Raw genomic sequence first — 22718 nt, 5'->3', positions numbered from 1 at the left:
TCAATTACGAATCGACCACATCATTGCGAGCAATCCTTCAATGTAATAAGATCTTGATCAAGCCCAACTGAGAAAGCATCGAGCCGTCCAAAGGCCTTGGTTAGCTGATCTGCTGACACCGGGCTTATGCGAAACGGAAATAAACTTGGCGAGTTAACTATTGCATCCAAACTCCTTGGCCCATTTTGTTGAGCATGTAAAAAAGCCTCGACCAACCAAGCGATGATCTCTATATCATCCATGGCTAACGAAAGTCCGGAGGCGTAAATCCCCCTTTTTGTAGTTCTCCTTAGCACGCCCCAATCAGCAAGGCTAAGAAATATCTTTTGTACAGACAAAGATACTACGCCTCGTTCTCCATATTGTTCACGAACGCGACGTTGCACTTGACTGACTGTCGTTGTGCCTTGAAGCCTCAGTTGCCTTCCTATATGTACAGCCACAGCACTCCAAAATGGATATACTGCCATGGTCATACCCCAATGGACTGCTATATGCTCCTCGCGTGGGATGCATGATAAAATTTTCAGGCCATCATCTCTAAGACTAACCAGATCGCCTGGAGGACGAACCCAAATTTTCATTAAAATATAAATAGTTTTTTCCCTACTGCCTCCCTTAACGTTTCTACCTCCAGAGAGCTCATTATCAAGCAACCTCTGAAGAACATCGTAAATGGATGACTCATCGTTTCCAGCAAGGACTAAGTTGGCTGTTCTTTCCAACCATTCAAGGCGTATCAGCCTACTAAAGCCAATTTGCGAAAATCTTTTTTCTGACGTTCGTTGGCCGTTATGTGGCACAATCTCACCCCCAAGAAAGGATCTGGTAACTTTATACCCGTTCGACCTCGATAAATGGGACTATAACTTCCTCGACGCTAATACCGCCATGACTTACGATGACATCGCCTTTACGAATAAAGGCAGCCCTACTTGGTGCAATTAAAGCATAATAATCCTCTGGAAGGCCAATAGGAGGCCATTCAACAGAATCTGGAAATGATACTTTGCACCTGGATCTTAAACCGGGGTCAGAATATATACGAACACGCTCTCCTCGTAATTCTACGGTTGCCCCTTCGCTGGGACTACCAATTCCTTTAGCTTCGATATTCCCATGATCCGATGTAATATATACCCTAAAATCACCGTCCATTAAAATGCTTAAAAGGTCTCGCATAAATCCCTGCTTAGCCCATTGTCGAATCTGATTATGCATGCCAGCAGCACCTAATTGCATACCATGTATTATCCGATCAACTTTGTCTATGATCAAACCAACAACTCGTAATTGATCTTGACTTAAAAACTCGCAAAGCTCAATAGATATTTCATTACCTAGCCCTCTTTTATAAGCTATTTCATTGACGTTAAGCCCCTGCTCTATCCAAAATTGAGTCCAAAGACGTTGTTCTTTATCAGTTGTTCGAATACTTGCCGAAAAGAACATGGGAGGTTTCCCCGCAAATGCCGCTTGTCGAGAAACTGGTGTTACAGTGGGTATCCACGCAAAAACGGCGGACTCTTTAAACTGCAATCTTGAGTCAAACTCATTCAAGACCTCGCGTAAGGTTATCCATTGATCCAAAGCTAGGCCATCAACTAACAAAAAGGCGATCTTCGTGCTATTTTTATCCCTTAGATTCCGCGCAAGGAACCTAGGGATGTGATGCAACATCGCGGGCGATACCGGCGAAAGATTTATAAGACTCGCGTAACGTTTCAAAATCCAATCTTGAAACATTTCATCGATCTTTGATTTTAATGCAACCATGCGCTCTTCATATGCGCTAGGTAAATCAAAGTCAGTTGTAGATTCCAAGGCCAAAAGTTCAGCCCATTTGTAGGCAAAGCGAAGCCACATCTCGTAGCGGATATCTTCGCTTAAGGTTTCTTCAATAGAGTCGATCAATCCGTCAATACGACGATAGTAACCTTCTTCAGTGTCAGTTGTTATGCCAAAGGCTATCCAGTGTTCTTTAGGTATTTGCGTTTCTTCGCAAGGAACCGGATGAAGCAATCCTTCAAGAAATAGGTCATCAATATAAATGCGAATTTCCCCATGATCGAATGGCAAAAGTGCCGGTCCTGAAAATCTTAACCCATAACTTGAGGACCCTTCACATGCTATATCGCCCTTTTGTGTTAAGGAATTTAAAAACACAGGCCATCGTTCTTGTAAAAATGCAAAAAATGCCTGTCTATCTGGAACTATGGAATCTAAGGGCCACTCTTTGAACATCTCATTCTGTTGAAGCAACTGTATAAAATATTCATCGATGATCGATGGAATTCTCATACCGCGATAATGTCGTCGAAGCAATACCAAAAGCAGATCCTTAGGCTCTTTAATAAACTCCGGGATTATTTCAAATACGGAGCGAAGTATGAAGCCTTTAGTAGCGTTATCTCCCAATCGTCCAGGCGAAAACTTTTCTTGATCTTGGAATAAAGTATCAAGGTAAATGAAATCAAGTGTCGCAATAACTGGATAACTTAAATTCGGAAAAAGATCACTTAAGGAGACTGAGACTTTACGCCCAGCTTGAAGCAAGTCATATGGCAATAAATCTAATTCACTTGAAGCCAGCCTTAGAACTGCCATTGAATCGGCCTCTTCGCCATTATCCCAACGAGAACGAAACTTAGATTCATAGATATATCTAAAGGCAACATTGTCATCGAATGGTATCAATTCAAAGCCTCTTGCGCGCATTTCTTCGAAAATGCCCTCTTCAAGCAATAAACCATCTGGATCTGCAACTAACGTGAGGCGCGCAATTTGAGGCAGAAACTCTCTAAGAATTTTATCACGCCAACTAGCCATTGGTTCCCTCCTCTACGCGAGCTATTAGCACTGGAACCATTTCCGGCAAGGCTTTAGCTTTACGGTCAAGCTCTTCATAGAAGTATCTTTCTTCCTGATCCAAAAGTTTTAGTCGATGGCTACGCACCTGCTTCAGACCAATGCGCATTATGGTCCTGCGTCGCGCAGCAAATGCATATTCGCCCTTTCCCCGCTCCCGGATAAGATGTTCTTTATGAGCCTGGATCAGCTCGTCATAGACAATCTTGCCCTGCTGTTCTCCTGCTTTCCAAAGCCGCTCAAAGGCCCGATACGAGGTTTCGATATCCAAGTGCCGGAGGATCAGGGGATATGCGGTCAATAATTGATCCCAAATGTACTTGCCAGTTGGCATAAATATTTGGTCACTGTCAGTTAAAAACAAGGGCATCATTCGATAACGGTTCCAATCGGCGGTTGAGATTGAAATTCGCCATAGAGACCAAAAACCAACGATCTCTGATGCCAGCTCATGAAGCGCGATTACCGGTATTGGCTGTCCCGGCACAAAGGGCAGAAGATGCATCGCCAGACGTCGCACTTTCGAATCTTCAAACGTAACATAGTGGCTTAACGGATTTTTTCCTGCTTCTTCCTTGCTAAAGACAACATCAGTCATTATCTCTTCGTCTGGCCAAGTTAGATCCCATGCGTCATCTTTTTTCTCAGCCTTGCCACCATTAGCCAAAATATAGTTTATAGTCATACGCTCCACCCAATACGGAAAAGGATGAGCTAACAACCGTTGCGCTTCCCGAGGGTCTAAATCTCCTGCAGAACCAAGCAAAGAAGCGCTCTGCCTGGACTCGATCGCCTCTTCTCGGATGCTTTTTATTACCTCGTCGACCTTAGCTTCTACATTTTCAGGATTTAGTATCGCTTCAACATAAAGATCGTCGAAGATCTGACCTGCTTGGGCAGAATCAAGAACATCGGCGGTCTTGTCTATGCCAAATTCTCTAAAGATGAGATCCAGCTTCTCTTCTAACACCTCGCGAACGCGCCCTTCAACTGAATCCTGAAACACAAAATTAATAGCTCTGACTGTATGTGACTGACCAATGCGATCTACCCTACCGATACGCTGTTCCAGGCGCATTGGGTTCCAGGGAATATCGTAATTTATGACCACATGACAGAATTGGAGATTAAGCCCTTCGCCACCAGCATCTGTCGAAATGAGAACACGTACATCACCGGCAAATGCCTTTTGCGCTCGAACGCGCTCGTCCATATCCATAGCACCATTGAGACAGGTAACTGAGATGCCCCGCTCCGTTAAAAACTCATAAAGCATCTCCTGAGTTGGCACGAACTCCGTAAAAACCAGGACTTTAAGGTCCGGATCACCCTCATCGGCCTGAAGTCGGTAAATCCAGCTAACCAGCGCTTCAGCCTTGGCATCGAAACTTTGGCTTTCACAATCTTTAGCTATATCCAAAAGACGCTTTACCTCGGTTTTTTCATCTTTTAAAGCTTCATACTGGAGTTTGAGGGCTATATCTATTTGCTCCTGACCATCCAAATCGGCCCATTCTTCCTCGGTAATTGCCGGGAATAGCGATAGCTGTTCTAGCGGTTCTTCGAGCACTTCGAGACGTCTCTCAAGCGATGTGCGAATGGCACGCGTACTCGATACTACCAATCGTTGCATTAAAATCATTAGAAATCCAATATAATTGCGCTTTTCAAGCTTCGCTTTGTTATAGCCTTCGCGTACATATTCAGTTACTTCTTCATAAAGTAATTTTTGCTGCCTATGGCGATACCCCCAAGAAACTGGTGTTAACTGCGTGTACCGCGGCTTAAATAGCGGCTGACCCTGCGAATCTATGGCTTTACGCTTCTCCGTTCGGATTACATATGGCTGCACCCGCTCTTTTGAAACGCTACCGACATCGGGAAAGGCTTGGGCATCTATGAGTGAAAGTAGCCTATGGAAAGCATCTGTCTTGCCTTGATGCGGCGTGGCGGAGAGCAAAAGCAAATAAGGAGCAGCTTCCGAAAGCCCCAAGCCAAGCTTATAACGGGCCACCTGATCCGTGCTGCCACTTAAGCGATGAGCCTCGTCTACTATGATTAAGTCCCATCTGGCAGAGACCAAATTCTCAAAGCGCTCCCTATTATACTCTGCAACCTGTTCCATCGACCATCCACGTCGGTTATCTAAAGGTTTCACAGAATCCATGGAGCAGATTATTTGGGGATGAATTTGCCAGAGGTTTTCTTCGCTGGCTATCCGCCGATAAGCAGAAAAATCGCTTGGTATGATTAAGCGAAACTCTTCTTTGAAATGAAAGCTCAACTCTGCTATCCATTGAGCCACCAATCCTTTAGGGACAACAACCAAAGTGCGCTTAATCAAGCCACGGAGCTTTAACTCCCGCATTATGAGCCCTGCTTCAATGGTCTTGCCAAGTCCAACTTCGTCCGCCAAAAGATAGCGAACCCGATTCGAGGAAACAGCCCTAGACAGAGCTTTAACTTGATGAGGCAACGGTATAACTGACGATTCTATTGGCGCAAGCAGGACATCTTGAGTTAAAGCATCGGCAACCCTCGCTGCGGAAGCAAGATAGGCTATCTCGTGCTTATTGTCAATTGTAATCTCACATAAAGGTTTAAGTCGCGAGGCCGATATACGAACAACAGCGTTTTTATTAGGCATCCAGACACGGCAAATAGTCTCGCCCCAAAGTGTCTGGGTTTCAATTACACGGCAAAGATCGTTGTGGTCGAGGCTGTAGCGCCAATCATCTTGATTTTTTCTTCCAATTTCCACATTCATTTGCTTCTCCGACATTACTTTCGTTGATCGCTATCCTTGAGAGCGCGTAAGCGCCTGATCATACCACATCAATAACTTCGGGTCTTCTAAGAGAACTTTCTCCGGGATCTAACCCACCACACTATAGATACTGGTAATACCATCCACGACACTAACATTTGCCTCTTGTGCTGATCAAATACCCGTGAAAGAACTTAATAGTATCTTTGGCTAACCGTTAGACACAGCAGGCAATCTCGTCCAGAAAGTCTCAATCTCGATAATCTGGCAGCCCTTCAAGTTCTCGCAACTCTACTAATATGTCCAAATACAATTAATAATCTTATCAATGTTTTGCGGACCACTTTTTTCTCTCATTCATTACTTTTTTCAAATCTCTCTTTCTGAATAGCCTTCGATAATTCCTCATGATTCCAAGGGACTATTGGCACTTCGTATTCTGTAAGGGCTTTAGGCACACGGGAGGGAGGTTTCTCACCTTTATACATTGCAATAACACCTTTACCCAACGCAATACTCTCCCGGATTTCCCATTCGACCCATTTACTATCCGGTGTATTATCAGATAGATATACAATCGTTACAGAACACTGACGTATACGTTCACGGATCCCCCGTCTAATGTATTCTGCATCTTTGCTATCAAATGGTTCTTTAAGCGACCAATCATTAAATTCGATATCCAAGTTTTCATTCTGGGCCTGCCCACGCAGCAAGTTGACTTCTTTCAAATCCTCTGAAGCAAAGCTAATGAATACATTACACTTGCCAGTTCCTGCGCCAGTCCTCAAGGATTCCTTGGCCAGCTGTTCGAGTTTGCGAAGTTCGCTAGGAGTCAATCCTGAGCTTCCGCCTCCACCTCCGCCCATATTCAATCCCCTCCTCTTTCCATTGCGTTATTAATTTCTACACATGCCACACACTTTCCGCAGGGAGCATCCGCCCCAGCGTGACAGGAATATGTATCTCTCAATCCACGTGCACTTGCCATCTTTAAGACATCTTTCTTGGAAAATTCAAGCAAAGGCGCAACTATAGAAATGGCTCTGCCCATAGCTGCCTTAATAATGATCTCGCACTGACTCAAGAACTCACTAGTCTGATCTGGAAATAGACAATCCTTGGGATTGAGCAAACCTATGGCTACTCCATCAGCCTGGACCTTGTATGCATATGCAGCACCAGATAGCAAAAGTAGCAGATTGCGCCCCGGTAGAAATGCATCCTCATTGATCCTCATTGAAGTATCGGTAATTCCGCTGGGTACAATCTTGCCAAACCCTGACATATCCATTCGAGTTACCTTTGGCAAACCATATCTCTCATGCAACACTTGACAAACTAACCACTCTTTTGCTGAGCTGAGTTGACAGTAATCCACAAAGAGTGGATACAGTATTACTCCTTCTTCATGTGCCAAAATGCTCATGAGCATTGAATCAAGACCACCTGAAACAAGCGTAACTAGCGCCATTTCCGGCACTCCTCCTTTACCGTTCGAACCACAACCCACACTGCTATGTCAAAAAGATCCACCCGGAACCCCTTAGCATAAGAATGTTCTATAAACAAATTTTCGAGTGTCTCATACTTCTGCATGGTTCGAACCGATTTTATTGAAGTACAAACAAGTCCCATCCAGTTCATATATGTCAAGAGATGGGTGTCCAATACAGCTATATTTTCAGCATATCCAATGTTACGAAGGAATAAGCTCGCCTGCTTGGGACCTAAACCATGTATCTCATTTACCAGACGACATCGTGCTACATGAGGATCTCGAGCATTGCTCAGCAGATCTAGGATTGAGCCATATTTAGAATAAAGCATTTGAGCAGCCATTCTTATTTGATTTGCCCGGAGTTTAGGGAAGGGGTAACCTCGTTGTAAACAAGAGATCTCGTGCTGTTGTGTAACTTCTGACAGAACACGGAAAATATCTTGCTCATATTTATCATTTGCCGAGGACCGACAAGCCGGTGAGAATAGGTTTGCTCTATCCATTCGCTTAATGGCTGCATAGGCAACATCAAATCGAACACGACTACTTAGGATACAGGCAACAAGCTCACGCCAGAGATAATCCTCACTCATGTCCGTCCACGGAGGTATGTGGCGGTCTCTTTGTTCAAGGACATTATACACTGTACGTATGGCAGTCTCGATTTTCGAAATTGGTGGCCAGAATGAAAACATGATTAACCTCCTCTTTTTTCTCTTCTATCTAAATAATATCCAAAATCATTTTTGCATGCTCCTTTGGAAGGTACCTATCGAGTATTCCTCGAGGTGTATCGTCCATTAAGGCTATCCTAAGACCTTGCATAAATTGGCTGTAGAACTCCAGATTATGCATCAATACCGAATAGGTATATGGCAAAATTTGATTATAGCCCCACTTCGTTTGCTGCTTAAAAAAATCCCATTGCTGAAAGTGAAATAGCAATCTTGTTCTGTGATCCACCACAGTTTGGCACCATTCTAAACCATCGAAACTGTCAGCGCCTGCCACAGCATAGGCAATTATTGCAATTGGATTGCCAGTACCAAGTAGATGAAGAGGATAATATACACCAAGCGTGTCAAGTTCCCTACGTATGTTACGCACCGACCGAGTGCGTGCCAAAATACCCTCTCCCAAAGCGCGTTCTGGGACAGCTATGAGAACTGGACATACATGTCTCGCTACCGTTTTTACAGCAAACGGTAGAAGCTCAGTCGGACCATGGACAATCGGAACAATTGTTCCTCCAGTATACTCCTGATCTTGAAGTATTCCTGTCACTACGTTCTGAGCGATTTCTTCAGCTATTTCAGGTGGCTCCTGATTATCATAGCAAAAACAAAGATCGTGCTTGCAGATTTGACATTCGGCATGGAATCTATCTACCGTCCAGGTGACATCTCCCTTCCAGAATGCTTCATATTTTCCACTATCCATGAATATTACTTTGAATCCTTCCTTGCTCTTTTTAAGCGCTCTATATATACGCTCCCTATGTTCAGCACAGGAATTGGCAATATCGAAAGCAGACACAAGAAACACAGGATATAAGGATGCACTTAGCAATTCAACATAATCAACGGGCATCAAATTTGTTTTAACACTTGACACAGAAGGAACATAGCAAGGAAGAGGCAATGTAATTCCCCCAACACATAGGTTAAAACTCCTTGCTCCCATAATCGCACCCCTCTACATAATGTTTCCGCCTACATGGACCTCGAGCGGCACATCTCGACGTGCACACCACAAGGTATGTTCACGCGAAATTGCTTCTTCCACCTGCTCTACAAGTTGACCAAATTCACTTTCATGTGACAAACCTTTAGCGATTACCTCCAGTTCACCGAGTTCCTGTGCCGCAAGCGAGTAAGCTTTAGCTAACTCGTCATGCCGTTTCATGTGACTCCAGGCAATTATGACAGCAACACATGTAGTTAGTATGGGAACGAGGTTGAATTTCAATGATCCAATTGTTGTTTGGGTCATTGCAATCGCGACAGCAATAGCCTGCAGACTACCGATTATCCAAAACCATTTTGCTCCACTACGAGCGTTCATATTTGCCTTCCTCGAATACCACGATTTCTGTTCACATAATCTGGACAAGATATAAATTTTTTTTCGTTTGGTAAAAGGCGACGATCTTACCTGCCACATAAAGTCAGTAATTAGTGGTGCATCAGCATTAATATAACTAGCAATAGCTTTTTCGGAGTTAGGCCTTGCCTTCCTTATTTCCTGTAGCACTTTGATGAACTGTTCATCAGCTGTGCTAATGCATTGGAACGGAGGCACATTCATCATAAAGCGCCACGTTGCTGTTTTAACTGACTCGGCTATGGCGCGGCAGTCAAACCATGTTTGATCATCTCGTCGTGCCCGAGCCAACAAAAGGATCAGGAGTCCAAACACATAAATAAGGGCAATTGCTAAGTACAGATACGAGCTCTGTTTATCACTCACCAACGATGTGACTCCCCCAACAACACTACCCAAAATAAGAGAACTTAAATACGCCACTTGAAGGCGGATGTATATTCGTTGTGCTGACAACGAAGCACGATCAGCCGCCAAAAATAGTCCTGGATAATCTTCATTCTTCATATTAATCACTCTAATCCCAGCCTTGTAAGCGCCTGATCATACCACATCAATAACTTCGGGTCTTCTAAGAGAACTTTCTCCGGGATCTTACGCGCTATGGCGATGATGGTTGCGTAATCGCGTTCTTGCCAAGCCTTCTTGAAGCCGGCACGAACAGCTTCGAGTCTAAATACCCTTAGCCGTTTCTGTTTGGAATCTCTGTATTCCTCAAATTCGCGCAATAAGGCACGCTCACGAAGCCTCTCTAAATCGCTCGCTTTATTTAAATCGGGGACATACCAACGATCCTTTGCACGTTTTATAAGCTCTTGGTTTTCAGTGTATAATTGGCCATTTTCTTCCCTCAAGCTACCTCTTGCTAGCTCTTCTTGTATGATTTTGCGCAAATCAGCGCTTTGTTTCATCCAAGAAACTATTTGCGCAGGAATTGGCCCTTTCCCGTCATAGCGAAGAAAGTTCTGTTCCAAAATTTCCAAAAGTTCAAGCGGTTTTTCGTGTTTTTGCCAGCCGCCAATCTCCTTTATGAACTGCGGATGTAGTTCCTGGAAAGTTTGCGGCTTTCTGTTGAGATTTATCTTAAGCCATTGAATTGCAGAGGATTCATCGGTAACGGCAAGTTCAAGCTGCATAACCTCTTTGATTTTCATACGTTTTTTGTCGTATTCTACTACCTGATCAGGCAAGAAATACATGCCATCACGTTCCGGAAATCGTTGGGCAAGGCCTTCGTAAAACTCGGCTGCAGAAAGTGGTACAGTAACTCCACGCTGGACATGAAAAGCAACCATTCTGTCGAAGAGTAAATAGTTTTGACGCTCGGCAATGGCCTCTGCCTTGCCGTCCTTGGAGATGAACACCGGAAGGTTTTTTAAATGCATGCGGACGAAGTCCCAGACACCTTCTTCGCTGCCAGCCTCAATTTTGAAACGTTCTTCCAAACCTTCGTTAGGCTTGTAGCATGAAATGATAAGATCTTGTTTAACGGCGGAGGCCGATGTAACTTGTTTAAAAGAACCCTGTTTTTTATCAAGGGTGCGAATATCGGCGATCACAAAACCAGCTGTTTGCAAAGCTTCCATGATGGCGTTCCATACGCTGTTTTTAGAGTTATGAAATTCCACCGTCATCCAACGACCGGGCTTAAGCACCCGATAATATTCTTTGAAGCACTCCGTCATAAGTCGCTGGTATTCCGGTAGTCCTTTGCCTTGAACCTTATTTTCGATGGCCTCTGGTTTGTTGTTGGTGAAAACTCTGAGCCATGCTTCCCACAAGAAATTAAGTTCTGAATACATCAAATTTCCGCCAAAAGGAGGGTCGGTAAAGATATAGTCGATAGATGGAGCATCAGCCTCAAAGTACTCTGCAGATTGAGTAAAAATAGTTGAGCGACCGGCAATTTCATTAAAAGCAGTAACAAGCCGTCTTATTCGGTTCGAATATGCAATAAAAATGTTTGATTCTGAGACTTGGGATCCAATATAAAGTGTTCCGCTAAGTGGATTATAAGGAAATGATACTTTTGGCCGATATCTGTTAAGCTTGGAAATGTTTATTAGCTGACTGTTAAACATTAGTAGCATTTGCGGAGAAATAGCCCTTATCCGTGATGCTCCCAGCACCCACAAATTTCGCTTAGTATAGAAATGATGCACGTGGGTGAGGCCAATATCATCATTACGACGAGACTCTTCGCCCTCGGGCATTCGATCTGTAGGGAACCAATATGGAATATCGAGCTGTTCGATCTTGTCAATAAGCGCTATATCAAAGGCATCGGGCGCTTTCTCGTAGCGCTTTTTGCCCACACTATAATTTATGAGCACCGGAACTTGCTTTGCCAGGCGGATGGTCTTGCCAATGGCGCTATCATATTTGGCCACCCAGGCACGATCCATGTTGCGTTTGGTGAGCAACGCACCACAATGCGGGCAAAGGAATTCTTTATGGACTTTGCCGGCTTTTTTGTCCACTGCAGATTCCCAAAAAATGATTTCATTCATACATTCGGGACACACAAATACATCCGACCAGACCGTATACTTGATCTGTCCTAGGTTTGGAATTCCTCGAATCAATTTATTGGCCTCATCGGCACTTTTACACATTTTAAGCTCATCGGCCCAAATTTCTGCTTTGTCAGTCTCCCCCCGAGGCAATGTAGCGTACATCCAGCCGCATTCTTCTTCAACCTCACGTAGAATACGTTTGGCTTCACGCTCAAAGGCTTTGACGTCTACCGGAGTGTTATAGTTATAAGCTATGAATGTAGCAGCTGGCGACAGATCGTTTAACACTGCGTATCTAGGGCCAAGTTTAGAAAAAGGTTTCCACGCGCTTTTTCCGTTATCCTCTGTTTCCTGTTGGTACACTACGCCCTGATCGTCCACCATATAACCAAGAGATTCCACTGTGTTGCGGTCACCGCAAAGTTGGGCCGCCACGCCGGTCATTCCCGTGCCGCAAAAACCATCAAAGACAATATCACCGGGTTCAGTGTAGTGCAGTATATACCGCATGATTGCTTTGTGTGGCACCTTTGTGTGATAGGAGTGAGCATTATAGATAGGGTCATTTTTCCCCTCGCTAACATCGGCTGCGAAGGGCTCACGGTGGTAATTGTTGCTTTCCGGATTATATGCTTTGCCATAATATTTAATGAAATCTTCGATAAATGGATTAGGACAGGCTGTGTAATAAGGCGGGTCGGAAAGGTGCAAGATATCCTCGGTCTTGCCGTGAGGGAAGCCAACCTCGTCTTTATAAAGCGTTAAAAGGTCTGTATCGACGTTTCCGCGGCGAGCAATTCGTGCTGCTTCGGTCATGCAAAGGGCAAGTTTACCAATGCCCTCATCGTCGCCAACGGGCCAATGTTCGAGCGACTTCAAACGAGATATGGTGTCATCTAGCGTAGTAAAAGGAACGCCTTTAAGCTTGGCATTTAATTCTTCCAGTCCTTTGCGAAGCAGATCAAGGAAGTACTCCCGCCGCTTTTCGTCATTTTCAAATGTAATCCCCAGGCAACTTACAGAGGCACCTAAGTCTAACTTGCCAGAGGGCATAGATTCTAAATCAAACAAGATCTGTTGACGATGTTGTCTTGTTTTTTCGCTCACTTAAATCATGCCACCTTCCATGAAAAGTCACATATAAACTTATAGACTTTACTCTAATACTATCCTAACCTTGTTGGGTTCTTTGCCCCTGGCGAGCTCTGCCAAATAGGCTTCAAAACGTTTCTTCATTTCATCCAACGTCACGGGCGAACCGCCTGCAAGGAGGGCCTTGTGCAAATCTTCGATCTTAACTTCGACCTTGACGAGGCCTGATAACACCTCCTGTATGACGCGGATAAAATCCTTGCCCAATACATCAGGCAATTGCTGTTCTTCCATAAATTTCTCAATTTGTTTTCGATCCTCCGGTTTCAGCAAATCGAGGTTATTCTGAACTGTTGGGTCTTCTAGGTTAGTTAGTAACGTAACAGTCCATTCGTTAAACAAATTATCTAGTCTCTCATCTAGGGATTCAAGCTCAATCGCTGCAGATCTGAGGGGCGTCTCTACCGCCGGCCGGAAGGAACAATAAGGACATTCCGGCTTTGTAGCGAGGTCTTGTTCGGTAAGTTTAAAACAGCTTTTCAAGTCGGCCAATCGTTCTTCAAGCTCCCTCAGTTGAGAAAGGGGCATGAGATCTATGGTGGCTAAGTCGCGTAGTGCTTTTAACCGCTCGTCATTATTCATCAGCTCTTTTTTTCTTCTGTCCTCGTTCACGCCCAATCTGGCCTTGGTGTGCATATCTAGATAAGCATTGATGTAGGATTCTTTAAGGTCGGTCAAATCTCGCCGTAGCTTTGGCAGTAAATCACCACTCCCACAGTTCAGCCTATCGCCTACTGCATCCATCCATTTACCCTTAATCGAAGTTATTGTTTGGGCTCGAATTTCTCTTGCCTTCTTTGTCCATTCGTGGTCCTTTGGCATAAGAGTTTCGGCATTAGACAGATACGAGATAATATCTTTCAGTTGGTTTAGTAATCCCTGTAAAAATTCGACCTGCAAAAGACATTTTAAATCATCCTCGTAGCGTTTAATTTCTTGAACTTCGTAATGAAAGTTTTTGAGCTTACCAGAAGTATTAAAAGTTTGTAAGCTTTCCAAAAAACTTTTCATTCGCTCAAGCGCTGAGCAGTATGCCTGCTGCGTCGATTCGTCCAAAATATATTCACCCCAAAAGACAACACCTTGACGTAATGTTTGTTGGGCCAAAACAATTCGCTCCAAATATTCATTTACCTTTTTTTGCATCTCGACAATTGGATCATCCTTGCCTTGAGCGATGAGCTGGACCATGCCCGGCGTCAGATCTAACAATTCAAATAAGGCTCTAAGGGCCGGTAAGTTCCACTCCTTTGGTCTTTCTATGTGTTTAAAATTGACCAGTTCGCTTATTGGTTCAGCGGCCAACTCGGGTAATGCGGTGGCATCGAATTTCCTGCCGGGGATCGAAAGGACAATATCTCCGGAGTAAACCAAAGCGGCCAAAAGCACTACAACCCATTCAGGTTCTAAGCGATAGCCCTTATCTATAGCAAAATACTCTACATCGCTTACACCCTGAATCAACTCTGAGCGGTTAACGACATGGCCATGTTCCTTCTTTTTAAGGATATTTAGGATGTGCTTTGCATATTTAGAACGAGAGGGGTCAAGCCTATCGCCGTCTAGCAACTCCAAGGCATCGAGTACAGCAGTTGCTTGTTTGGTGCGATTTTGTCCGGCAATTGCGCGCAGGGCGTCCTGTGCTGCTTGTTCCCGGTTTTGACTTGTGATCAATACACTAAAGCTTGGATACTCTGGGGCTTGATCCTGAAAATGCGCAGACAACATAGCGCCAGCAACGGCATTAACTAGGTCGCGAAAGCCAAAGCTGGAGGTATCAGGCGTCTGCAGATAATGTGCGACTTGGCGAGCACCTGCTCCCAATCCGCTCAAGAGACTGGAGGCATGGCGTAATGACTCACCAAAACTTCTATTTCGGCCCCGCCAAGTCACCTCAAAGGCATTAATCATATTTTCCCGCAACCAGTCAACGATATCTCCCAAAAAACCGGTCGCTTTGGACTCATAGGCATTCTTGGCACTACCACTTGACTTAGAGGCTTGATCCAGCGCTGCTGCATATTTTGCAAGCAAGGGCCTGAAGTCTTCCATTTTGTTAGAAAGGCGAAAGAACACTTCATCTGCCTTCTTTTCATCTTTAAAGTGTGGCGGATCGAAGGGCTGGATGAAGTAAATGTAAAAATCGCGGGGCGGCACAGCCGTAGAGCGCTCATTGGGCGCGCCGAAGAAAAGGTATCCCTGCCTCATGACGTTTCGCTCAGGCCATAGAACCTCGTGTTCCCAAATTCGGTATCCTGTTACATAGGTGGGGTGATCCTTTTTCTCCATTAAAATCTGGAGAGCTTCGTAATAAGCCCGATCCAAAGCACTGTCGTCTAAACTCTCGGCTCGTCTTTCAATGAGTGCATCGTAATCCTCCGTCTTTTTAAGATCTAAATACCATTGGTCGTTATCCTGATTATGGGAAATGAATTGACCGCTAACAGTCTTTTGAATTTCCCTGAGTACTGTTTCTATCAGCGTCAATAAGTCGTCTGCCGGCTCTCCGCCAAGCTCTTCAATATCTGGTTGATAGAGGCAAAGCGTATCACGTAGCTCCTTGGCCGTAGCACCCAAAGGTGCATAAATATCACCAGTAGTCAGACGATGAACGGAAAGGGCGTGGATTATTCTGATAGCTAAGGGCTTGTACAGTGGACGCGTGAAGGCCTGCTCTATTCTGGCCTCCAATGTTTGGCTGACGTCCATAACCTCCTTGACTTCGGGGATCGTACGAAAAGCCGGATTGCTTTTAAGCGTAACCCAGTAACTATCATGGGCTATAACCCCTGGTCGGTCCGTCGGCACTTCCTCGTTAAGCAGTTCTTTCATAGCATAGGAGAGGGTCTTGAGAATTTCACGCTTCTCAACCACCCTGATCTGTTCAAAGACGTCGATATAATCGGGATGGACGGGGAAAGAGGCGGACGAACTCATCCATTCGCTCATTCATGTGGCCGTAAAACTTAGCAAAAGGCATGAGATATTCGCGTATTTTGACCTGCTGCTCTCCAGTTTTTTTAAGAAGGCGTTCAGCTACTACGAACTTAACATCCTTGCGAACGATGAGGATTTGTTCGAAGCGATCCTTTACTCGGCGAAGTTGATCGGCCATGTGGATAAAACGGGGGCTATCGAAAATCGCTTCCTGCACACCCGCTATAAAGCGAAAACGCAGGTACTTACATACTTCGCCAACTTCACGAAGAAAGTTGAGGTCTAAAATAAGCTCTTGATCCTTACGAGTACGGAGATACTCTAAAAGTTCATCTACGACTAAAAGGAGACCATGGTCTGGAAACACTGCTTGAAAGGAAGCCATCATTTCCTCAAAAGCCGGTTTGTTGCTTGGTATTTGACTAGCACCTGGGAAGGTATATATAACACCCATATCATTTAGAGCTTCCTCTAAATAAAACGTGACGATATCCCGCAGAGACATTGTAGTTGATCCAATCTCTCTGCGAACCACTTTGAATTTACCGGCTATGGTTTGCGCCGATGTCGCAACTTTTTCGTTGTTTAAAACAGAAAGAAGGGCTTCATGCTCTGCAATGCTGGATATTACCGACATCAGATGAGATTTGCCAGTGCCGTAATTGCCTACAATTAACAAAGCCTTGTTATCCGAAGGGCTATCGAATTGTAGTTGGGGAAACACAAGGTTCGTTAGCCTTTCGGCCATCTCATCCGATATGACGTAAGTACTTACCAGTTGCCTCGCTCTCGTAACTTCATCGGCATCCCTTAGCTGAACCACAGTTTCAATGGGCTCAAATTGAATTAAGTCTCCATATTTCATTTCAATTGCCCCCTAAAAATTTGCTTTTGTTTTAAAAACCCGTTATTCCACACTAACTGTCAAAAAATCCCTGACAGCATAACGACGATATTCTGGATGACCTGAAACGGCATAGGTCAAATGACCATCCGTGATCAATCCGTTCCAGGTAGACGCAATCGTCTTGTTTCGCGATAACCCCTGAAGTAAACACAGAGGGTCATGCTTCAAATTAACGTCAAAGAGAAGTTCTATATTGTCGAACAAGACCAGTTCCCCCTGGGTTTTATCTACTATTTCACTAACAATACGCGGCAACTGCAGGATCCGTTTTCGTTCGGTAAGGTCAAGCATTTGGCGGGACAATTCGAGGTTCAGGTTAATGAGTGGCACACTTGCTAACGTGGATACTTCCTTAATTACATTCGTCTTTCCACTTCCCGCTAGGCCCACAATCAAGACTAGGCGGTAATAAGACTTTGAGGCTTCCTTAATCCTTTGAATTACTTGATCTATCAGAGGTCCTGACATCACATGTTTATCTCCATGCCTGTTATATTTTTTAAAAAGTTACATTTTGGCTTACCAAATAAACATTAAACGGTGGCACAAAGCCATTGTCTTTAATCGCCATAAAGTTAACTCTTACCGCATGGATGATTTTGATTATCTTCGTTCTTAAGTAGCCATCTACAATTTACCGGTTGTTTCAGTTGCTGTCAAGCTATCGTAAGAAATTAACGAGAGAGAATAATGACATGATATACGATTAAACTATACAAATTCATTGTCAATATTTTCTCCCTAATTTTTTCTTTATATCACACGCATTGATATTATCTGGAAAATTTAAGATGACACCCTTCTGAGGGGAAACAAAAAGGCCGTCCGCTCACGTCTCTTTTCTGCCCGTTTATTATCCGAAGCTTCTTCCTGTAGCGTACCGGTATTTGAGACACATTTAGTCTCATAGTCCCAACTTTAGTAGTTAGCTGCCATTCCTTGTATCGGTTGCACATACCCTTCCTTTCTTCCGTGCGTTTATAGGCTTCTGAATTGATCTGTTTTAGTTCGCTGTTGTTCCAGCACCTGATTGGCAAGTTGTTATAAAACTTTTTCAAGCTTTCGTCATGCCAGAAAATAGATGACATCAACCCTTTTCGTTCAAGGTAAGTAAGAAAAGGGCATCATCATCCTGAATTTCTCAGATGATATCATACGTAACTTGCTTAAAAGCATGTTTGAAATATTGAGATAAAACATTTATTATATCTATCGAGTTGTCATGATCCGTGAACTATTGTATAAAATATTAATTATATTGTATTTCAACTGCACCGCGATAATGCACGCTTACTATTGAAACTATCGAAAAGCATTATAGAAAATCTATCACATCACTCATGCCAGTGCTCTATATTGTTAAAGTACATTGATTCAACGTTAGTTTATGATCACCTATTACCGTTCTGGGACTTTCAAATGCACTTTTCTCGTCTTTTTTTTGCTTCATGCACCTTAAAAAAGGGAGGTAGTCACTATTGCCGCCGTTCTTGATCGTCTGCTACATCACGTTCATGTTATCACTCTGAAGGGAGGGGAGCCATTGCATGAGAATTCGTTTCCTAGTTCCTCCATCCAGGGCTACTTGATACGGGTGGGGAACTTCTATGACCAAACATTGGGATTATCAAATGGCCATTAGCAGCATTTTAAATTTAAGTGAAGGTGGTGGTACTAAAGACATAGCAAAAAGGCAGGATGTCATTTTTTTATAAATTTCACAATGTAGAGGAGTGTCGTAATTGAAAAAACATGTTGTTATTTCTCCAACGTCTTGCATGGGCCTAGTAGGCATCCATGAAGGGGCATACAAAAAAGCTCTCACGTTTGATCCCGATGCAGTTGCTGTTGATGCCGGTTCTCTTGATCCGGGACCATACTATTTAGGAGCAGGACTGCCACATGTTCCAAGATACAAAATGAAAGAAGACTGCCGCATCATGATGGAAGGTCTCCTGACAAATAAAACAACCATGGTTATGGGAAGCGCAGGAGGGTCAGGGGGGCACAAACATATCAAGTGGCATCTCGATATCATGGATGAAGTTGCCAAAGAAATGGGCAAAACATTCAAAGTCGCTATTGTAGATACAACTCTAGATAAGGAATATCTAAAACAAAGAGTTCGCAAGGAAAGAATTGAAGGTTGCCAACACGACGCCATCCTCACTGAAGAAGCCATCGATAATGCAACAGAAATTGTAGCCCAAGTAGGAACAGAAGCACTAATCAAAGCGCTAGATATGAACCCCGATATTGTCTTGGCTGGTCGAGCTTGTGATAACGCCTGTTTTGCAGCGGATGCTGTACGTAAAGGTTTTGACAAAGGGCTGGCATTGCACCTTGGCAAAATTGTGGAGTGTGGTTCAGCATGCGCTATACAGCTTCCAGGCTCCAAAATTATGCGAACTCCTATGGTTGCAACCCTCTACGAAGATCATTTCATTGTAGAGCCTGCAACCCCAGATTGGATTTGCACAGTTAGATCAGTTACTGGACATGAACTTTACGAACGAACCGATCCCCACATTCAAGCTGAACCCGGTGGAATTCTCGATATGTCCAATGTGGAAATTACTCAGCACACCGAAAGAAGTGTAAAAGTCTCGGGGTCACGCTGGAGAGATGATCCTCATTCGTACAAAGTTAAATTAGAAGGTGCTGAAAAGGTTGGACATCGTTGCTTGTTCATTACCGGTGCAAGAGATCCCAACTTTATTCGTAACATTGATTGGGTTATCAATTTTACCAAGCAACGAATCATTGATGAGTTTTCCCCTAAGGGGTTGGTAGAAGGAAAAGACTATTATGTAATCTTCCGCGTTTATGGACGCAATGCTGTAATGGGTGAATTGGAAACCAAGGAACCCCAGTCTCCTCATGAGTTGGGAGTCATAATGGAAATAATTGGAAAAACACAGGAGCTAGCTCATGAAATTAGTTATTTCGGTAAATACGGCATGGTATGGTGCAACTACCCCGGAAGAACAACCGTTTCTGGCAACGTAGGCTATACTTTTTCACCGAGCATTCTAGATGCGGGAGAAGCATACCAGCTAAACGTACATCATCTGCTGCCCATTGATAAAGACCAATCCTTATTTGATGTAAAAATAGTGGAGGTAGGAAAATAATGAAAATGAATGAACTTGCTCCGGTAATACGATCCAAAAATGCGGGACCTTACTGGTTTACTGTCGATATAATTTTCGATAGTTTAGCAATTTATAATGCAGTTAAAAAGTTAAACGTCATAAACAAGGAGGTAATTGCAAAGATATATAACAATCGCGACTTAAATGATGTCTCTGACATTATTTACTTCGATGCGGGTAAGGCTATTAAATTCAATGTCCGGCGACCTCACTCATCGGGTAGTCCTTACGACACAGACGTTTTGGGTATGCAACAACATGCGCCTGTCTTAGAAATCGATGTTCCTCTTCACAGAATATTCACCCAGCTTCAAGTATAAAGCGTAAAACTTAAATACGGCATTAAGATTAAGCTCTGAAGTCTATCCGTATCCAATGGCCAGATCCGTCAATAAGTACCAATTTATCTTAAATCAAAGCCCTTACTCACCTCTCATTAGTTGTTTCATGAAATACGCAAATAAGTTTCTTTTTTACGTGGCTCAGGATCTGGCTTTCTTCTTTTAGTGATAGTTTCTTGGCCCAAAACAGCTACACAACTAGCGTTAAGATCGCTGATTGTGTTTTATAGCGACCTTAAAGCAGTGGCAATGAGGTGTATTTAAAAAGAACTTGGAAGGAGTGGGTTTCAATATGCCGAGTAGTTTTATTTCTCTGATTATTTTAATGGCGTTTATCCTCGTTAGTTTTATAGTAATCAAGAGGCCAATTTATGAAATCATGGTTTTGGGGTATATTGTCACGATTATATGCACCGGACGATATGACGTATTCTGGAAAAACCTAATTAAGCCTTCTACCAGTTCGCTATTTTTCGCCGTAGTTGCCTTCTTGCTTTTAGCCCATGTTCTAGATGAAACTGGAGTCATTCAACAGGTAATCGATATTGTTCTTTCGTTAGTCGGTCGATTACCAGGAGGTGCCGGATATTTAGCAATTGCTATCTCATCTTTCATGTCCGCTTTATCAGGCTCAGGCCCCGGAAACGTAGCAGCAACTGGTGTATTTACTATTCCTGCTATGAAAGAAACTGGTTTTCCGGCAGAACTAGCGGCCAATATCGAAACAAGCGCTAGTTGTTTAGGGCCCATGATCCCGCCCTCGGGCACTATTTTGTTAGCATATGGAATTCTTAATGAATTCCTCCCAGCGTCGCAGAAGATCCCCATGTCTAGATTCTGGATGATAGTTTGGGGGGTAGGTCTTTGGTATATTTTACAGCGAGTCATAACAACTTGGCTTTACTGCAAATATTATAAGGTGCAGCCAATGTCCGAAGAAGATGTTAAGCCTTTGAGCGAATCTTTAAGGACTGGTTGGGCAGCTGCTTTGCTCCCAATTATCATTCTCGCTCCTTTTGTGATAGACGCTACCATGAAAACTACATTGACTAACTTAGTAACTAGTGCCGGAGCCAAGGCTTTCTCAAATACGCTATTAATATTCGTACCTGGTGTGGCTGCAGTATATTGTATGCTAATTAGTAAGACTAGCGTTAAGAAAACATTTGATATTTTAAAAGGCAGTGTTCCAAAGATTGTTCCTGTCGCAGCAACCGTGTATTTTTCATATTCTATTGCCTACGTCTTTGGCGACATAGGCATGGATAAAGCCCTGGCTGAAGTGGTTACATCACTCCAGCTCCCAAAATTAGCCCTAATTATTGTCACAGTTCTATTCTTTGCCGTTATTGGTATGATTTTGCCAGGCTCAGGTTCGTTAGCAATATTCGGTGGCAGTTTTTTGGCCATTTTTGCTGAAGTTGGCGTAAACCCTGTATTAATTGCTGCTGTTTTGCCAGCATTAACCGGGGCTTTATCCGGCATGGTTCCCCCCGTTGCTGTTGCCCTTTATACTGCTGTAGGTATCGCGCAGGCAGATATTGGGAAAGCAATAAATATGTCCATAGTATGGGCAGGGACACACCTGCTGTTGACTTTAATGCTCATGCTAGAGTTGTTACCAGTATTAGGTTTATAGGCTATAAGGAGGTTGCAAAATGAGCTTTAAAAAAGCCCTGATTAACATATTTGCTATTTGTATGGCCATTAGCCTTTTCGGCGGTTTTGCAATTTTTGTGATGCATATCGTTGGTCTTTTTGCTGGTGCAGAGCAAGGAGCTGCCATAATGACTTTCGCTTCAAAGAAGATAAGCGATCTGCTGATCCGGGTCTCGAGCATCGGGGTTGTTATTGGGTTGATACTAATTTATCTTACAAATACACACGCCTTGACTTATCAAAGCGAAAAAAACCAATAGTCCCTGCCATGATTCCCCAAAAACAGGGGTGTTGCGTCTTATACTTCCTGTAAAAATAGGTGGCCTTCTCTTCGGAGGCCACCTATTAAAAAAATAATATCAGCAAACAAAAGGATGCCTAAGGAGTTTCGGGAACTTTTTTTAATTTGCGTATTTGATTGGAGTACGGACTAAAAGCCTTATCCCATTCGACCAGTCTGTCAGCTATTATTCTGTACCCTTGATCCCAAGTAGATTCATCGCCTAACTTACACTCATATATGTCATGATGAATTCTACTGGATATGTGGTTATCCAATCTTCTCCAGATGATATCACCTCCAAATGCCCTTTCAATCTCTTCTTTTTTATCATAAAGAAAGTCAAAAATCTTTTTGTTAAGTTCTCCAGATTTATCTTTAGAAATGAGAAGTTGTATGGCTGCGCTGTCCTTTTTAATAATGATCTGATAATGGATCCCGCTTACTCCTGTACCCGCTGATAACCAGTTATCCGTTGAAGGGCTAATGTTTCTAAACAAGTCTGTTTATTCATTGAGCACTGACAGAAGTC

17 protein-coding genes are annotated in these 22718 nt (G+C 43.5%); 4 read left to right on the top strand and 13 right to left on the bottom strand.

Annotated elements, in window-relative coordinates:
- Positions 1–20 precede the first annotated feature (20 nt).
- The 12 genes from AC5SXE_RS03445 to brxF form a co-directional block, all read right to left on the bottom strand.
- Entirely contained in the window at positions 21–803 is a 783-nt protein-coding gene (locus tag AC5SXE_RS03445) for a hypothetical protein (protein ID WP_493916617.1), read from the bottom strand.
- 31 nt (positions 804–834) lie between these two features.
- Positions 835–2829, bottom strand: coding sequence for a BREX-3 system phosphatase PglZ (gene pglZ / locus AC5SXE_RS03440; RefSeq protein WP_493916616.1), 1995 nt, complete (start codon positions 2827–2829; stop codon positions 835–837).
- Entirely contained in the window at positions 2822–5635 is a 2814-nt protein-coding gene (locus tag AC5SXE_RS03435) for a DEAD/DEAH box helicase (protein WP_493916615.1), read from the bottom strand. Before AC5SXE_RS03435 ends, pglZ begins: the two co-directional genes overlap by 8 nt.
- Positions 5636–5988: 353 nt before the next feature.
- Positions 5989–6504: a TIR domain-containing protein gene (locus AC5SXE_RS03430; protein ID WP_493916614.1), complete on the bottom strand. Its 516-nt coding sequence runs from the start codon at positions 6502–6504 to the stop codon at positions 5989–5991.
- Between the two features lie 2 nt (positions 6505–6506).
- Positions 6507–7109: a 7-cyano-7-deazaguanine synthase gene (locus AC5SXE_RS03425; RefSeq protein WP_493916613.1), complete on the bottom strand. Its 603-nt coding sequence runs from the start codon at positions 7107–7109 to the stop codon at positions 6507–6509.
- A complete protein-coding gene (locus AC5SXE_RS03420; protein WP_493916612.1) occupies positions 7100–7831 on the bottom strand; it encodes an 8-oxoguanine DNA glycosylase in 732 nt (243 codons plus the stop codon). The genes AC5SXE_RS03425 and AC5SXE_RS03420 overlap by 10 nt, the downstream gene beginning before the upstream one ends.
- A 28-nt stretch (positions 7832–7859) precedes the next feature.
- Positions 7860–8819 (bottom strand): hypothetical protein, encoded by a 960-nt coding sequence (locus tag AC5SXE_RS03415; RefSeq protein WP_493916611.1) that lies wholly within the window; start codon positions 8817–8819, stop codon positions 7860–7862.
- Between the two features lie 12 nt (positions 8820–8831).
- Positions 8832–9746, bottom strand: coding sequence for a DUF4231 domain-containing protein (locus AC5SXE_RS03410; RefSeq protein WP_493916610.1), 915 nt, complete (start codon positions 9744–9746; stop codon positions 8832–8834).
- A gap of 5 nt (positions 9747–9751) precedes the next feature.
- Entirely contained in the window at positions 9752–12862 is a 3111-nt protein-coding gene (locus AC5SXE_RS03405) for a DNA methyltransferase (protein WP_493916609.1), read from the bottom strand.
- 48 nt (positions 12863–12910) lie between these two features.
- On the bottom strand, positions 12911–15856 hold the full coding sequence (locus tag AC5SXE_RS03400; protein ID WP_493916608.1) for a DUF6079 domain-containing protein: 2946 nt from the start codon (positions 15854–15856) through the stop codon (positions 12911–12913).
- Positions 15792–16709, bottom strand: a complete 918-nt coding sequence (locus AC5SXE_RS03395) for a DUF6079 family protein (RefSeq protein WP_493916607.1) — start codon at positions 16707–16709, stop codon at positions 15792–15794. Before AC5SXE_RS03395 ends, AC5SXE_RS03400 begins: the two co-directional genes overlap by 65 nt.
- A gap of 42 nt (positions 16710–16751) precedes the next feature.
- Positions 16752–17219 (bottom strand): BREX-3 system P-loop-containing protein BrxF, encoded by a 468-nt coding sequence (gene brxF, locus AC5SXE_RS03390; protein WP_493916606.1) that lies wholly within the window; start codon positions 17217–17219, stop codon positions 16752–16754.
- A gap of 1274 nt (positions 17220–18493) precedes the next feature.
- On the opposite strand from brxF, the gene AC5SXE_RS03385 reads away from it, so the two are divergent.
- The 4 genes from AC5SXE_RS03385 to AC5SXE_RS03370 all read left to right on the top strand — a co-directional run bounded on the left by AC5SXE_RS03385 (position 18494) and on the right by AC5SXE_RS03370 (position 22166).
- A complete protein-coding gene (locus AC5SXE_RS03385; protein WP_323721309.1) occupies positions 18494–19885 on the top strand; it encodes an acyclic terpene utilization AtuA family protein in 1392 nt (463 codons plus the stop codon).
- Positions 19885–20226, top strand: coding sequence for a DUF4387 domain-containing protein (locus tag AC5SXE_RS03380; protein ID WP_493916605.1), 342 nt, complete (start codon positions 19885–19887; stop codon positions 20224–20226). Before AC5SXE_RS03385 ends, AC5SXE_RS03380 begins: the two co-directional genes overlap by 1 nt.
- A 313-nt stretch (positions 20227–20539) precedes the next feature.
- Entirely contained in the window at positions 20540–21886 is a 1347-nt protein-coding gene (locus tag AC5SXE_RS03375) for a TRAP transporter large permease subunit (protein WP_493916604.1), read from the top strand.
- A 19-nt stretch (positions 21887–21905) separates the two neighbouring features.
- Positions 21906–22166, top strand: a complete 261-nt coding sequence (locus tag AC5SXE_RS03370; RefSeq protein WP_332635408.1) for a hypothetical protein — start codon at positions 21906–21908, stop codon at positions 22164–22166.
- 118 nt (positions 22167–22284) lie between these two features.
- Here the strand turns inward: AC5SXE_RS03370 and AC5SXE_RS03365 are convergent, their stop codons facing one another.
- Positions 22285–22686, bottom strand: a complete 402-nt coding sequence (locus AC5SXE_RS03365) for a DUF4268 domain-containing protein (RefSeq protein WP_493916603.1) — start codon at positions 22684–22686, stop codon at positions 22285–22287.
- Between the last annotated feature and the right edge of the window lie 32 nt (positions 22687–22718).

The sequence above is a fragment of the Acetomicrobium sp. genome (assembly GCF_059026225.1).
The sequence above is the reverse complement of the archived record's forward strand: the minus strand, read 5'-3'. Positions and strand labels throughout refer to the sequence as shown.

Bases quoted from the DNA above. Each gene is read 5' to 3' on its own strand.
- pglZ (WP_493916616.1), bottom strand. From the start codon at position 2,829: ATGGCTAGTTGGCGTGATAAAATTCTTAGAGAGTTTCTGCCTCAAATT.
- AC5SXE_RS03435 (WP_493916615.1), bottom strand. From the start codon at position 5,635: ATGAATGTGGAAATTGGAAGAAAAAATCAAGATGATTGGCGCTACAGC.
- AC5SXE_RS03430 (WP_493916614.1), bottom strand. From the start codon at position 6,504: ATGGGCGGAGGTGGAGGCGGAAGCTCAGGATTGACTCCTAGCGAACTT.
- AC5SXE_RS03425 (WP_493916613.1), bottom strand. From the start codon at position 7,109: ATGGCGCTAGTTACGCTTGTTTCAGGTGGTCTTGATTCAATGCTCATG.
- AC5SXE_RS03420 (WP_493916612.1), bottom strand. From the start codon at position 7,831: ATGTTTTCATTCTGGCCACCAATTTCGAAAATCGAGACTGCCATACGT.
- AC5SXE_RS03415 (WP_493916611.1), bottom strand. From the start codon at position 8,819: ATGGGAGCAAGGAGTTTTAACCTATGTGTTGGGGGAATTACATTGCCT.
- AC5SXE_RS03410 (WP_493916610.1), bottom strand. From the start codon at position 9,746: ATGAAGAATGAAGATTATCCAGGACTATTTTTGGCGGCTGATCGTGCT.
- AC5SXE_RS03400 (WP_493916608.1), bottom strand. From the start codon at position 15,856: ATGAGCGAATGGATGAGTTCGTCCGCCTCTTTCCCCGTCCATCCCGAT.
- AC5SXE_RS03395 (WP_493916607.1), bottom strand. From the start codon at position 16,709: ATGAAATATGGAGACTTAATTCAATTTGAGCCCATTGAAACTGTGGTT.
- brxF (WP_493916606.1), bottom strand. From the start codon at position 17,219: ATGTCAGGACCTCTGATAGATCAAGTAATTCAAAGGATTAAGGAAGCC.
- AC5SXE_RS03380 (WP_493916605.1), top strand. From the start codon at position 19,885: ATGAAAATGAATGAACTTGCTCCGGTAATACGATCCAAAAATGCGGGA.
- AC5SXE_RS03375 (WP_493916604.1), top strand. From the start codon at position 20,540: ATGCCGAGTAGTTTTATTTCTCTGATTATTTTAATGGCGTTTATCCTC.
- AC5SXE_RS03370 (WP_332635408.1), top strand. From the start codon at position 21,906: ATGAGCTTTAAAAAAGCCCTGATTAACATATTTGCTATTTGTATGGCC.